This window comes from Enterococcus sp. GPZ-007, from assembly GCF_059374735.1.
On the sequence record NZ_JCAFYN010000029.1, the window covers coordinates 1 to 13744 of the forward strand.

General features: G+C 40.6%; 13 protein-coding genes, 1 pseudogene and 1 other annotated feature. Of the genes and pseudogenes, 4 read left to right on the top strand and 10 right to left on the bottom strand.

Features of this window, described 5'->3' with window-relative positions; translation table 11 throughout:
* A partial coding sequence (locus AC4J95_RS14220) for a galactitol-1-phosphate 5-dehydrogenase (RefSeq protein WP_494550446.1) occupies positions 1-1044 on the top strand: 1044 nt, incomplete at its 5' end.
* A 45-nt stretch (positions 1045-1089) separates the two neighbouring features.
* Here AC4J95_RS14220 and AC4J95_RS14225 read toward each other — a convergent pair.
* The gene (locus AC4J95_RS14225) at positions 1090-2124 is read right to left on the bottom strand and encodes an SDR family oxidoreductase (RefSeq protein WP_494550447.1); all 1035 of its coding nucleotides are present in this window, start codon (positions 2122-2124) and stop codon (positions 1090-1092) included.
* Positions 2125-2240: 116 nt separating this feature from the next.
* Between AC4J95_RS14225 and AC4J95_RS14230 the strand changes: the two genes are divergently transcribed.
* Positions 2241-2810 carry a TetR/AcrR family transcriptional regulator gene (locus AC4J95_RS14230; RefSeq protein ID WP_494550448.1) on the top strand — a complete coding sequence of 190 codons (570 nt, stop codon included), beginning with the start codon at positions 2241-2243 and terminating at the stop codon, positions 2808-2810.
* On the opposite strand, the gene AC4J95_RS14235 is transcribed toward AC4J95_RS14230, so the two are convergent.
* From AC4J95_RS14235 to trhO, 5 genes are all read right to left on the bottom strand, one after another.
* Positions 2807-4036, bottom strand: a complete 1230-nt coding sequence (locus AC4J95_RS14235) for an MFS transporter (RefSeq protein WP_494550449.1) — start codon at positions 4034-4036, stop codon at positions 2807-2809. The genes AC4J95_RS14230 and AC4J95_RS14235 overlap by 4 nt on opposite strands.
* Positions 4037-4178: 142 nt before the next feature.
* Entirely contained in the window at positions 4179-5351 is a 1173-nt protein-coding gene (locus tag AC4J95_RS14240) for a glycoside hydrolase family 3 protein (RefSeq protein WP_494550450.1), read from the bottom strand.
* 293 nt (positions 5352-5644) lie between these two features.
* Positions 5645-6352, bottom strand: coding sequence for a winged helix-turn-helix domain-containing protein (locus tag AC4J95_RS14245; RefSeq protein WP_494550451.1), 708 nt, complete (start codon positions 6350-6352; stop codon positions 5645-5647).
* Positions 6353-6519: 167 nt separating this feature from the next.
* On the bottom strand, positions 6520-7131 hold the full coding sequence (locus AC4J95_RS14250; protein WP_494550452.1) for a hypothetical protein: 612 nt from the start codon (positions 7129-7131) through the stop codon (positions 6520-6522).
* 104 nt (positions 7132-7235) lie between these two features.
* A complete protein-coding gene (gene trhO, locus AC4J95_RS14255) occupies positions 7236-8177 on the bottom strand; it encodes an oxygen-dependent tRNA uridine(34) hydroxylase TrhO (protein ID WP_494550453.1) in 942 nt (313 codons plus the stop codon).
* Positions 8178-8439: 262 nt separating this feature from the next.
* On the opposite strand from trhO, the gene AC4J95_RS14260 reads away from it, so the two are divergent.
* Complete coding sequence (locus AC4J95_RS14260) at positions 8440-9066, top strand: TetR/AcrR family transcriptional regulator (RefSeq protein WP_494550454.1); 627 nt, start codon at positions 8440-8442, stop codon at positions 9064-9066.
* On the top strand, positions 9047-9802 hold the full coding sequence (locus AC4J95_RS14265; RefSeq protein WP_494550455.1) for a CPBP family intramembrane glutamic endopeptidase: 756 nt from the start codon (positions 9047-9049) through the stop codon (positions 9800-9802). Before AC4J95_RS14260 ends, AC4J95_RS14265 begins: the two co-directional genes overlap by 20 nt.
* A 343-nt stretch (positions 9803-10145) precedes the next feature.
* Here AC4J95_RS14265 and AC4J95_RS14270 read toward each other — a convergent pair whose 3' ends face one another.
* From AC4J95_RS14270 to AC4J95_RS14285, 4 genes and pseudogenes are all read right to left on the bottom strand, one after another.
* Positions 10146-10385 carry a hypothetical protein gene (locus tag AC4J95_RS14270; protein ID WP_494550456.1) on the bottom strand — a complete coding sequence of 80 codons (240 nt, stop codon included), beginning with the start codon at positions 10383-10385 and terminating at the stop codon, positions 10146-10148.
* Positions 10386-10468: 83 nt separating this feature from the next.
* A complete protein-coding gene (locus tag AC4J95_RS14275; RefSeq protein WP_494550457.1) occupies positions 10469-11071 on the bottom strand; it encodes a TetR/AcrR family transcriptional regulator in 603 nt (200 codons plus the stop codon).
* A 156-nt stretch (positions 11072-11227) separates the two neighbouring features.
* Positions 11228-12331 carry a 5-methyltetrahydropteroyltriglutamate--homocysteine S-methyltransferase gene (locus AC4J95_RS14280; RefSeq protein ID WP_494550458.1) on the bottom strand — a complete coding sequence of 368 codons (1104 nt, stop codon included), beginning with the start codon at positions 12329-12331 and terminating at the stop codon, positions 11228-11230.
* Between the two features lie 43 nt (positions 12332-12374).
* Positions 12375-12616: a binding site (T-box leader), on the bottom strand.
* A gap of 120 nt (positions 12617-12736) precedes the next feature.
* Positions 12737-13729 (bottom strand): annotated as a pseudogene (locus AC4J95_RS14285) (PTS lactose transporter subunit IIBC); the annotation flags it as partial.
* Positions 13730-13744: the final 15 nt, after the last annotated feature.

Sequence of the window (13744 nt, forward strand, 5' to 3'; positions counted from 1 at the left end):
AAAATGCAAGCAGCGATTCTTTACAAACCAAGTGATCTACGGGTCGAAACGACCGAGTTCAACGATCAGATCAATCCAGACGAAGTGATCATCAAAATCAGTCACACTGGTATTTGCGGCTCTGATCTTGATCGAGTTTTAAAAACAGGTACCTATACATTCCCTACGATTCCCGGGCATGAATTTTCCGGTGAAATCGAGAAAATCGGCGAAAACGGTACTCTATCCATTGGTGACCCAGTTGTAGTCGCGCCAATACAGCCGTGCTTTACTTGCGAACATTGCCAGCAGGGAAATTACGGTCAATGCTTGAATTACAAATTCATGGGTTCTCGCAATGATGGTGCTTTTGCCCAATACTTAAAAGTACCATTGAAAAATGTAATTCCATTTCCTAAACATGTGCCATTGAAATATGGCGCATTGATCGAGCCAGCTGCGGTTACTTTACACGGCTTGAATCGGATCAAGATCAAGGCTGGTGATACAGTTGCAGTCTTAGGATGTGGCACGATCGGGCTTTTCGCCATCCGCTTATCCAAACTTCTAGGCGCAACACGCATAATTGCTGTTGATCTGGCAGAAGAAAAGTTGGAGACTGCTAAGAAACTGGGCGCGACGATCTTGATCAACAGCGCCAAGACCAACGCGACAGAAAAAATCAATGAGTTGACTGGTGGCGTGCAAATAGCGATTGAAACAGCTGGTGTTCCCTTCACCCAGATCCAAACAGCCGAGATCACTCGTGATCATGGCAAAATATTACTTTTAGGTACAGCGCATAAAGACGTGACCTTCCCAGCAGCGACTTTCGAGCGAATCATTCGCGGCGAGATCACAATGACTGGTTCATGGAATTCCTACTCTGCCCCCTTCCCTGGGCAAGAATGGCAGACGATCATTGATTTCATCGGCAATGGTTCCTTGGATATGAATGAGTTCATTACCCACACCATCTCATTGGATGAATTGCCAAAAACGATCCAACAAATGGCGGATCGGGAAATCTCTTTTAATAAAGTTCTCGTTGACTTAAGTCTATAAAAAACCTCGAATGATCGTCATTTTCTGATCATTCGAGGTTTTTTGCTAGTTTTTGACGATTCCCAGATCGATCATTGATTGAGCTGTTGCAATGATCGCTTCTCGAGCCGAACGAGGCTGCCAACCCAATAATTCTTTGGCTTTTTGATTGCTTGTTCCCGCATATTTGCCGGTCAAGGAGGCTAACATCCGTAATTTTGGATCAGCAACCGCTGCGGCCTTTAAGACTGCATTTGGGATTTTCTTCGTTGGTAATTTTGACGCATAGTCTGGAAAGACCTCGCGTAAAATATTGGCGACTTCCAGCATCGAAAGCGTTTCTCCAGTAGTCGCTAAGAAGCGCTCACCAGCAGCTTTAGGTGAAGTCATTGCTAATAAATGCAGGCTAGCAACATCGCGAACATCCACATAACCAGAATCAACATTCGGTACTGCTTTGACCTCGCCATCTAACAGCTGTTGAATTTGAATATTGGAGTGAGAATAATCCGAAGTTAAGATCGGACCCATTACAGCAACGGGATTGACCGTCGCCAACTCCAGTCCATTTCCTTCTTCCTCGATAAATTTCCACGCTGCTCGTTCAGATAAGGTTTTTGATTTTTGGTAAGGAAAGATATTTTTCGCAGCTAGATTCGACCAATCTTCTTCCGTATAGGGCGTCGTACGATTTTCATGTCCGGCAAAGATCGCGCCATATGCTGAAGTTAGAACGAACCGTTTTACCTTTGCATCGCGTGCTGCTTTCAACACGTATAATACACCATTGACTGCTGGATCAATCATTTCTCTTTCATCTTTAAAGTTCAGCTTCGGTGTTGGTGAAGCCGGGTGAATGACATACGTCACCTCCTCCATCGCTTTATCCCAGTTATTCTCGCTGGATAAATCTGTTTCAATAAAAGAAAGATCAGCAAGATTTTCAATGCCGCCTGCACGAACGATTTTCTTCACTCGATCGATTTTTTCTAGAGAACGAACCGTTGCCCGAACCGCATAACCTTGTTCTAATAATTGAATGATGATATTTGATGCGATATATCCGCTGCCGCCTGTTACTAAAATCAATTCTTTTTTCATGATAAATCCCTCTTTTTCTATCGTTACACTTGTAACGTTTGTGAGGTTATATTAGAATAGACCCACATAGAATACAAGAGGTGCGCACGCATCTGTGACAGAAAGGAAAATCTGTAATGGCAGCTACTGATCATTCGCAAGCAATCAAACAAGATTCGAAGGATTATCTGACGACCGCTTTGTTGCAGCTATTAGAAAAAAATACATATTCCAGCATCAACGTTTCACAAGTCGTTCGTCGAGCCGGTGTCAGCCGGATGGCCTTTTATCGCAATTTTGATAGTCTTGATGACGTTTTATTCGACCATTTTTCAGCCATCATCAGTGAACGTTTCGCGGACATCATCCTGTATATTCCACCAGCCGAAAAACTGAAATCACTAGAAGCTTTCTTCAAGGATTTCGCAAAGGAACTTGAAATGAGTGTCTCACAGGGCTATGAACCAATCATTCGTCAGGTCTTCAATGAGAACATGCAAAGCTTTTATAATAGCCTGCCGCTCTTCGATGACATCAAAGAACCACAAAAGCGCTACTATATCAAATTTATGAGTGACGGCGTCTATAGTATATGGCGTGAATGGCTGATCAGTGATCAAAAGGAATCACTGGATATGATTCATCAATTACTGGCGACGCTGCAAAATTCAACATTGGAGGTACTAAAAAATCAGCAAGCGAATTAACTCGCTTGCTGATTACTTTTTGTTTTCGCTCGGTGGTAAAACACCAAGCACAATAGACTAAAAATCAGTACTAGGATCCCCGAGATCAAAAACCATCTGGCGATTCCAACTTTTTCTGACATGGGTCCCGCTACTAATAAACCAATCGGCATCGCGGCGGACATAACACTGCCAAACAATGAAAAGACCCGACCCAGTTTTTCAGGTGCGACGGTTTCCTGCAGATAGGATGTAAAAGGAATATTATACAGATTCCCAACACCACCCATCAGCATACAGAAAAAGACAAACATCCAATAGCCAATCATACTCGCTGGAGCCAAGCCGCTGCCGATAAAGGTAATCGCTAAACCGACATTGGATAACTGAGCAGCTAATAATTTTTCCCGCCATTCTTTCTTCATCCCTATCAGGAAGGCGCTGATCATCATCCCTGCCGCATAACAGAATTCCACTATACTAGCAAAGCCAGCAGATAATTCAAAATGCACATTCGTCATTAACGGAAACAAAATTCCCAATGGCAGATAAAAGATCATAATGAAAAAGGAAAAGACCATCACTACCAGCATGGGTGGATCGTTTTTGAAAACACTGAATCCGTCTTTTAACTCTGCCAAATAATGCTGCATGCTTTCTTCACTGCGTGGAACATCAGGCACTTCGACAATCCATAAAGTCAGACAAGCCGCAAGCGCACCAAACAAATCGGTCAATAAAATCAGCCAGATCGGCATCGCCGCAAACATCGCCGCCCCTAATACTGGTCCCAGCATATATGCACCAGATTGCAAAAATTGATTCCAGCTATTGGCTTTGACCAGCTCTTCTTCCGGTACTAATAACGGAACGATTGCTTGGATCGAAGGGGTATGGAACACATTTGCTAAGGATCGCAAGAACAACACCGCGATCACAACGAAATAGCCGGGACTTCCAACTAGGAACCAAACTGATAAGCCCAGTGCTACTAATCCCATAAATAAATCAGCAAAAATCACGACATACTTTCGTTTCAGCCGATCTAGCCATACACCAACAAATGGTCCTAAGATCATTTGCGGCAAGTAAGAAGATAGTCCAGCCAATGACAACATGATGGCTGATTTCGATTCGTTGGTCAGCCACCAAATCAAGGCAAACTGAACGGCGGAACTGCCAATCAAAGAGACCGTCTGTCCAGATAAAATCGTTAAATATTTTTTTCTCCACTGTTGTTTTTCCATAATTGCTCCTTTGTTTGTCGTTTGAACAAACAAGAAGTTCGTCAAACGTGATTTATTTGGCGAATCGTTCAATTCTCAAACGCATAGAAGCGCACATAAAAATCCCTCCTTAATAGACTCAAATCATAAATCTGATACCGTTTTATTTGATTAAACCTAATTCAACCTTCCACGTCAACAGTCGTTCAACAGAATGATTAAGTTGTTCTTCGCTATATTCACCTTTTTTAATCGCATCCAAAATATATGGAATCTGAGTACGATAACTGGAAGATAAAATCATATCATTTCCTGCCTGTAGCGCCTGCAACCCAGCTTCTTCTTGAGAGATAAAGTTAGCAAGCCCAGCCATATCCATATCATCTGTCATGATCACACCTGTGAAGCCCAACTCGTTGCGAATCAACTCATGCACCGGTTTTGAGATTGATGCTGGCCGATTGGCATCAATGGCTTTAACGATGTTGTGAGAGACCATGATACTGTCTACTCCGGCTTTAATTCCAGCTTTAAAGGGCAAGAAATCATTTTTCCGCAATTCATCCAGCGGACGATCATCTGTCACAATCTCCACATGAGAGTCGCGATTATTGCCGTAGCCAGGAAAATGCTTGATCGTTGAGCCCAGCTTTTGCTTCTTCATTTCCTCGACACTTAGTTTGACATAATGACTGGTACCTGCCGCATCCATGCCGATCGTTCGGTCATAGATGAAGGATTCCGGATCTGTCGATACATCGGCGTCAGGAAACATTCCCAGCTGAATACCTAATTCGCCAAATACCCGTGCTTTACGATCGATTTCCTGCGTAATGCCATCCCAACCGTTTTTCTTATACAACGCTTGCGGGCTTTCGAAGGCTGGTGAAACAATTTGATTTCTGCTCAAACGACTCACCGTACCGCCTTCTTCATCAGAACCGATAAACATTGGCGTCTTACTGTTAGCTTGATAATCCGCAATCACCTGCTTCACTTCCGCTTGACCTTTGCCTTCCATATCACGATCAAATAGCAAATACCCACCTAGATGGAAGTTTTGAATATCTGCTATTTGGTTTTGCTCAGGCACACGAGCCATGAATAACTGCCCAACTTTTTCTTCTACTGTCATTTTTTCTATCGTTTGATCAACTTTTTCTTTCACAGTCATTTTTTCTTTATTTACTTTTGTCTTTTCTGTGGTCTGTTTTGCCGACTCAGTAGATCTAGTAGAATCCTTCGTGTCAGAAGTTTGCTTGTCAGAATTTCCACAAGCAGCAAGCACGAAGACCGCTGAAAGAATCATCAAACTCATTACTATGCTCTTTTTCACTTTAAAAATGCTCCTTATTCGTTTTAATGAATTAATTTTTTCAAGAAAAAATTAGTTTGATTCGAATGCCGTATATCATTCAATTCACCTGTTAAAGCAGGAAGTAGGACTGACAAAGCATAAAGAAGAACTGGCAAAGTTGAATTGACATCCTTAATTCGAATTGTCAGAACTCGATATCTTTGATACTTACGGTTCATTTTAGCACAGCTTATGAAAAGAAAGCGTCGTTTCGATTTTTTCCATAAAAAAATGCTGAGAAAAAGTATCTTCACTTTTCCCCAACATTATACTTACTTATTTTGCAGAGCGGCATTTGTGCGAACGCGATAGCCTTTGCCCCAGATTGTTTGTATCACTTCTTTGTCAACCGCGAAAATTTCCAGCTTCAGCTTGATATTTTTAACTAGAGATGAAAGCTGAGCCAAACGAGATTGAGAGACATTTCCCCATAACGTCATACATAATTCGTCACGAGAGACGATTTCCCCCGAGCAGCTACGCAATTTTTCTAAGACCTGTAGTTCGAGTGAAGATAGATTGACTAGTGTCAGCGCTGAAAAACTCTTATCTTCTTCTACAACAACAAGTGGTTTCTCTTCAACCATTGGTTTGAATGATCTTTGATGCTGCTGCGTCGTAACTTCTGCTAGTTTTTCCCGTAACAGTTCCACCGAATCGCTATTTTGAACAGCACCACTCAATCCTAGTTTTTTTAAACTTGCTCGTTCTTCTTCACCCAGATAATGATCGACCTCACGCAGAATGCTTTGACCACGTTCCGTCAGACCTGGCAGCATCAATTCCATCTCATAACTTGAGATTGTTTCACCTATGACAATAATAGGAAAATGATTGACTAGTTTAGGAATGTGTCCTGTCACTTGAATCTCGTTCAAGATACTGGTAGAACAAAACACTTCATAATTTAAATGTTGTAATTTCTTGGTTATTATCTCTTCTGCTAAGATATTTTTTGTCAAAACTAGAACTCGAATCATCCATATGCCCTCATTTTCTCCTCAATAATACTTATGATTAAAATATAACTTAAATTTAAGCAGATAAAAGGTCTTTTTTTAGATGATACTGAATAAAATTATGAACATTCCTAACTATTTTGCTTTTTTAAATATTTAGTTAAAAAAACCGTGATTTTCATCACGGTTTAGGCTGTTACCTTATTTAATTCTTTCTCATGTTTAACTGCTTTTTCAAAGATTGGCAAGTTGAATTGTTTATATAAAGCCCCTGCTACAAAATAAGCAATGTTGAAATCAACTAAACTGTGAACCAATCCTCCGATTCCCATCAGAATAAATACCGTATAAATATATCCTTGTGAATAGAAGGTATCCGGCATATTTCCCATAAAGTAAAAAACGGATACGACGATCATTTCTGCAACTGAATGAATAATACCGATAATAACGTTAAATAGTTGGAAACGACCATTTGCTAAAGTAAATTTTCCGCCTTTTAAGACAAGTTCTGGATGCTTTTGCAGATAATTTGCTCCGATCACTGCAAAAATCAAATGAGAAAATGCGCGCAAAGCAATAATTGGTGTCGTCGAGATAAAGAAGCCAAATGTTGTTCCTAAAACGACTGCGATCGCTACTACTGGTGAGAAGAACATCGCAATAAACACTGGGACGTGACTCGCTAGCGTAAATGATGCTGGTCCGATCACGATTTTGGGCATAACCATTGGAATCAAAATCCCTAGTCCAATCAGTAATGCCGAAATCGTCAAATTTCTAATTGAATGATTTTTCATTTTATCCTCCTCGATATGTCAAGACACTTAATTCGCTCTTTAGTTTATTCTATACGCGACAAAGTGTCAAGACAGTTGACGTGAGAATTTTTTGAAAAGTTTCACTATTTTTCAATTAGTGCCAAATGAGCATCACGTTCCTTAGTTGTTAAGTGGTGTTTCTTAACGTAACGATTTTTGGGATGCTGTGCGCAAGCAATTGAACAAGCCCCTAAATATTTTTCTTCATTTTCCTCGGAAACGAGTATTTGCCGGTTGCATTCTGGATTGCTGCAATTGATATAACGTTCGCAGGGTGTTCCGTCAAACCATTCCTTGCCGATGACCTGCTTATCGACTTGATTGATCTCCACACTAATCCGTTCATCAAAAACATACATCTTCCCATCCCATAGTTCTCCGCGTGTTGCCTCATCCTTACCGTAAGCCGCGATCCCACCATGAAGCTGAGCGACATCTTCAAATCCTTCACGTAATAACCAACCAGAAAATTTTTCACAGCGAATCCCGCCGGTACAGTAGGTGACGATTTTTTTGTCCATAAATTTTTCTTTGTTTTCACGAATCCATTCAGGCAGTTCACGGAAATTATGGATTTCTGGACGAACCGCACCACGGAAGTGTCCCAGATCATATTCATAATCATTACGGGCATCAATCACGACAGTATCCTCATCTAGTAAAGCATCGCGAAAAGCTTGCGGCTCCAAATAATTTCCCGTCAATTGACGAGGATCAATGTCTTCCTCCAAATGCAAAGCGACTAATTCTGAACGAGGACGAACAAATAATTTTTTGAAGGCATGACCTTCGCTTTCATCCATCTTAAAATAAGTATCCTTGAAACGTTCATCTGCCAACATTGCATCCATATAGCGATCTGTCGCTTCAATGGTCCCTGAAAGAGTGCCGTTGATCCCTTCCGGTGCTACTAAGATCCGACCTTTGAGCCCTAATTCACGACAAAAGGCTAAATGCTCCTTCGCAAATGCCTCAGGGTCTTCAATTTTTGTATAGTTGTAGTAAAGCAGTACTCGATAATCCATGGTAATTCCTCCTGTTTCTTTATCCTTTACTACTATAGGAGATGGAAACCGTTTTTTCGAACTTGATGCTTGTGGAATATTTTACAATTTAAACTGAAATTTACAGATGAGCGTCGATTCGTTTTAAAAAAGCCTTCGTACAATCAGCTTTATTTAGAACTTTACAGTCAGAATAGAGCCTATATACTTTAAAGTGACCAATAAATATTTATCTAGTCAAAATAAAAGCTATAACAACAACGTTTTTAACAAGGAGATAATCATGCCAAAAATTGTGACGGAAAAAGAAAGAAAAGAACTTCGAGAAGCACTATATGTACACACGATCAAATTGATCAAAGAGAAAGGATTAAAAAAGATTACTGTTGAGGACATCATTCAGTCCGTCGGGATCGCCAAGGGAACCTTTTATTCTTACTACAAATCGAAAGAGGAATTGCTGCTTCATGTTATTCAAAAAAGCGAGGAAGCACTTTTCCAAGTTGTTTTGACAATTAATTTCAATCAAGGCGATTTTTATGAAACGATTGTCCACACGCTTAAAGAAATCTATTTAGCAGAAGATAGTGTAGTCCTTTATATCAAACCAGAAGATATTACTGCTTTAGTAGAAAAATTACCGAAAAAAATCGATCAATCGGTTGAACAAAAACAAGCAAATAATTTTAATCGTATTGCAGCTTTATTTGGGATAGATAAAAATGATAAGCATGCCTTTGGTGTCATCTCTTATCTGATGGATTGTCTGCATTTCACAGCCGTTCATTCTTCAGAATACGGCGAAGCTACACGACAGGAGGCCTTAGAGATTATTATTTATGCCCTTGCCGACTTTATAACCAAAAAGAAAACTACAGGAGGAATTACTTATGGAAATTCGAACAATTAAACCAATGACCTTTTTACATTCACTTTGGTATTTCGTAATCAGCTCGTTACTGATTTATTTTGGGATCTACCATATAATTCCGATTTTTTTAGCTGAGGGATTGCCCTTTTTTAAAGGATATCTCTTCTTCTTTCATTTCCCTTTCTTTTTGTTGCTTATCACATCATTGATTCTGTATAGAAAAGAAGGAAATGCTTGGAGCCTTTCAACTTTTATGAAGAGAATGCGTCTGACTCATTTGAAAAAAAACGATTGGCTTTGGATACTGGGGATCATTTCCCTGTATTTTCTATTAGCAGCAATCACTACCCCAATTATGAATCATTTGGCGCAGCAGCCGCTTTTCAGTCCGCCAAGCTTTTTCCCGGCAGAAATTAATCCTAATAAGACAAGTACGAGCGGGTACATGATGGATTATGCTATCGCTGGGAAATATTGGCTGCCCTTCGTTTATTTTGTCGGATGGTTTTGTAATATATTCGGGGAAGAACTCTTATGGCGGGGAATTATTTTACCGCGGCAGATCAAAAAATACGGCTCAAAGGCATGGTTTATCCATGGTCTGACGTGGGGACTATGGCACTATTTTTGGAAATGGCAGCTCATCTTTCTTATTCCCTTCGCTTTATTTTTATCCTATGCCGTCTACAAATCGAAAAATACCTGGGTCGGAATTATCGCTCATGGCTCACTCAATGCTGTTCCATTGATTATGATAATAATGAACCTCTTTTAATAACCTTCTCTAGGCTTTGATAGTTAAAGTCTTATGATCGTTACATCCGAAAGACAATGACCTTTGCATTTTGTTGGTGCAGAGGTCATTGTACTATTTTATGAACGCTGCAAAACTTTTTTCTTGAAAGCAACACCTAGTAATTCCGATTATTCCTGTGTTCTTTACTGCTATAAAACTAAGAGATAGAGACCGTTCTTTCGAGCTTGTGTTTACCTGCTATTTTACACAATAAAATCGATCGCGTAAGCTACTTTTTCTTCTTTGGTTTGTTATATCCCAAGTGAACTATTACTGTTAATGCCGCAGAGATTGCAGCCAGCAGTGTCAAATTCATACTAGCTTAACCTCTTTCATTTTGAGCGTCCTTTTTCAAAAATACCGCATTGGCAAGACAACCAATCCCTAATACTGTCATTGTTTTTTTCTTGAAAATCACCCCTGATAACAAGAAATAAGTGCCCAAGATCCTATTCGTGCGGGCAATGGATTCCTTTGTTTCTTTATTCGGCCGCGGAAGCTTTACAGTGACTCCCAGTTCTTCTCCAAACTCTTCGAAAAATTCAGCTGCTTTATTTAACATCTTTCTCCTCCTTGTCCATTTTGGATACATTAAATTAACAAAAATTAGACTGACTATAGCTCTACCAATAATTCATTAAAATCCTACTCAGTATCTTCAGCAAATAATTCCGTGATTAATTTATCCGTCATAAAGTCAAAGACTGAAAAAAAGTCACAGACTGGCTCCAGTGTTTTTTTCGTTGACACAGTCGCTAATAATGTACTCAACACACCAAAGGCAGTCGCATCATCGATGACTGGCTGTAACTCAACAATCTGGCAAATCTCTCGGAAAAAGGACATGCTCTCAAATTTGATTGTCTCCATCTCTTCTGTGGTCAGCTTGGTAACAAACGCGCGAAAGTCGACTGTGTTTACGTCATAGAGAAAAGGATTACGGTCAAATTCACGAGCTAACTCTTTTAATGCTTTCGCCAGCCCACTTCGATTAGGCCTTTGCAGGACTGTCTCTTTAAATTGACCGGTCAAACGAGTCTGAATCATTTGGGCGGTCTCTAAAAACAATTTTTCCTTGGTAGCGAACAAGGCATAAAAGGTTCCGATAGAAATCTCTGTCTCTGTGCAGAGGGCTTTGATACTGGTCTTTTTATACCCTTGCTTGATCCAATACTTTTCACAAAGCTGCAGCAGTGTCTGTTTTATTTCTTGTTTGGCTTCCATGCTCAACACAGGTTTATTCGGCATATTGCTTCTCCTCTGATATACGAATATATTTTACGAATATTCGTATACTAATATTCGTAAAAAGAATAACACGACCTATTTTACTTGTCAACGTGTTCTTCTATGTAAAAAATAAACCCGTGATTATCACAGGCTTACTTCAAACATGATATTAAATTAGTCTTGCCAAACTTCTTGGGCTGTCTCGATCACCAGCTTCAGTTTTGCCCATTGGTCTGCTTCAGTGACTTTATTCCCTTCGTGTGTGGAAGAGAAGCCACATTGCGGACTTAAGCAAAGCTGCTCTAATGGAACGAATTGCGTCGCATCCTTAATCCGTGCTTTTATGGTTTCTTTAGTTTCCAGCTCAGGTGTCTTAGTCGTAATCAAACCTAAAACGATCCGCTGATCTCGGATATTTTTCAATGGTTCAAAGCTGCCGGAGCGTTCGTCATCGAACTCCAAGAAGAAACCATTAAACTGAGTGATCGACAATAAGCGTTCAGCGATCTTATCGTAAGAGCCGTTATACAACCAATGAGATTGGAAGTTTCCTTTACAGAAGTGGAACGTTACTGACAAATCAGCTGGCTTGTTGGCTAGAACTGCTTCGGTGATATCGCCAAATTCTTGAATCAACTCATCAGGATCGTAACCGTTGTTAGCGATCAAGCCGCGGAAGCGTTCATCAAATAACCCGCCCCAGCTCGTATCATCTAACTGCAAGTATCGACAGCCTGCATCATAGAATGCTTGAATTGCTGCTTGATAGGTCGCGATCAAATCTTTAGTGAAGTCTTTTTTATCTGCATAAACAGGATTTTCATGATAGTGCTTCGATAAGATAAAGGAATCTAAATAGATCATATTGGGGCCCGGAATCGTTTGTTTCGCGACCGTCTCACCAGCTTGTTCTTTCGTAAATTTGAAATGATCTAAAAATGGATGCGCTGGATTAAATGATAGTGGTCCGCTGACAAAGGTCCCCTGCGCTTCGGTGGTAATACCAAAAGCCGTCGTCTCAAAATCATACACGGTAATCCCATGAAGTCCTGCGATAAAGTCCAAATGCCACCAGCGCCGACGGAATTCACCATCCGTTACTGCCTGCAAGCCGATTTCTTTTTGCTTCTGGATCACTTTGCTGATTTCTTCATCTTCAACCTTGGTCAATGCTTCTTTAGTGATCGTCCCTTGCTTGAATTCTTCTCGAGCCTTTTTCAACCTCTCTGGTCTTAATAAACTGCCGACTTGATCAAAACGAAATGGAATACTGCTCATAAAATCCTCTCCTTTAAAAAAATAAATACCCTTAGACAATCTGTCTAAGGGTATAATTGTTATACGTTACCACCTTGATTCGCAGCGTCCTCGCGAACTGCTGCCTCGCTAAGTACCCCAAAATTGGGAGACTTCTGTTGTTTAACGGAACATCCCGTATCTTCTTAATTAGTTAGAAGATCCACTCAAAAGCCATTTTCAAAATAACAATTTTCCGTCTCTTTTCAGCTGCCGAGACTCTCTGCTGGAAATCATTATTCTTACTTTCTTTCTCATAGTGTTTTAATATTATTCTAAGTTAAGAATAGCGAGCAACGGTTGGTTTGTCAAACTCTTTTTTATAGAAAAAAGTGGAGTTTTTTACAACCTCCACTCTACTATTAACCTTTTCATATAATCAGCTAGCTAGCCGACTTGATCCATTACGAATTTGATTGCTCCGGCTGGATTGCGGGTCAGTTTGATATACTCTGCTCCTTTAGTTGCAATGAGTTTTATTCCTAATTTGTCAGTATCCTTTTTGATATCATCGTAATAGGAATTAACCTGAGGAGCTAAGACGACCATATCGAAGTTCGGCATAATATCATAGTGAGATCCGTAGGCACCAGCTTTGGCTATTACATGTTCCCCCGTCTCTTTCGCGCCTTCTTCTAAGGCATTGGCTAACATAGCACTTGTTCCTGCCCCCGCACATAAGACGAGAACTTTCAATTCCTTATCAGCCGTGGTCACCGAAGCAGACGGATTGCTTTCTACGATAACCGTTTCATCCTGATCGATGATCGATGCTGCGCTCGCTGGTGACAAGGTTGGCGCAATCTCTTCTAGCTCATCGATTTCTTCTACGCGTTCCGCTTCTTGCACTACCAATACTCTATCGTAGGCTTTACAGAAGGGATAATAGATGGCAAAATCAACCAGCAGGAGGACAATCGAAAGAACGATCGAAATCGGTTGGAATCCTGTATTCATGACTGTCCCGATCGGCCCTGGGGTGGCCCAAGGGAGCACATACATAAATCCATTCATTCCTAAAACACTGATAAAGAATTTTCCGATCAATACATTCGCCATCGGCGCTAGACAAAACGGTATGAAGAAATAAGGATTCAAAATGATCGGCGCCGCAAAAAGTAATGGCTCATTCACTGCAAACATCACTGGAATGATGGAGGCCTTACCGACGGTTTTCAACTGTTTGGAACGCATGAATAGAATGAAAATGATCGGTACAATAAACGTAGCTCCTGTTCCTCCCAATTCACCGATGAAATTCCCAAAATTCTCTGTCAAAGCATGGCTCGGATGTCCGCCTTCAGTGAAGATTCTTAGATTGGCTTCAGTATTGCCATACAAGGCTGCTGACAGACCCGGCTTCACAACTGATGGCCCGTGTGTCACTTTTATTCT

Bases quoted from the DNA above. Each gene is read 5' to 3' on its own strand.
- AC4J95_RS14225 (WP_494550447.1), bottom strand. From the start codon at position 2,124: ATGAAAAAAGAATTGATTTTAGTAACAGGCGGCAGCGGATATATCGCA.
- AC4J95_RS14230 (WP_494550448.1), top strand. From the start codon at position 2,241: ATGGCAGCTACTGATCATTCGCAAGCAATCAAACAAGATTCGAAGGAT.
- AC4J95_RS14235 (WP_494550449.1), bottom strand. From the start codon at position 4,036: ATGGAAAAACAACAGTGGAGAAAAAAATATTTAACGATTTTATCTGGA.
- AC4J95_RS14245 (WP_494550451.1), bottom strand. From the start codon at position 6,352: ATGATTCGAGTTCTAGTTTTGACAAAAAATATCTTAGCAGAAGAGATA.
- AC4J95_RS14250 (WP_494550452.1), bottom strand. From the start codon at position 7,131: ATGAAAAATCATTCAATTAGAAATTTGACGATTTCGGCATTACTGATT.
- trhO (WP_494550453.1), bottom strand. From the start codon at position 8,177: ATGGATTATCGAGTACTGCTTTACTACAACTATACAAAAATTGAAGAC.
- AC4J95_RS14260 (WP_494550454.1), top strand. From the start codon at position 8,440: ATGCCAAAAATTGTGACGGAAAAAGAAAGAAAAGAACTTCGAGAAGCA.
- AC4J95_RS14265 (WP_494550455.1), top strand. From the start codon at position 9,047: ATGGAAATTCGAACAATTAAACCAATGACCTTTTTACATTCACTTTGG.
- AC4J95_RS14270 (WP_494550456.1), bottom strand. From the start codon at position 10,385: ATGTTAAATAAAGCAGCTGAATTTTTCGAAGAGTTTGGAGAAGAACTG.
- AC4J95_RS14275 (WP_494550457.1), bottom strand. From the start codon at position 11,071: ATGCCGAATAAACCTGTGTTGAGCATGGAAGCCAAACAAGAAATAAAA.
- AC4J95_RS14280 (WP_494550458.1), bottom strand. From the start codon at position 12,331: ATGAGCAGTATTCCATTTCGTTTTGATCAAGTCGGCAGTTTATTAAGA.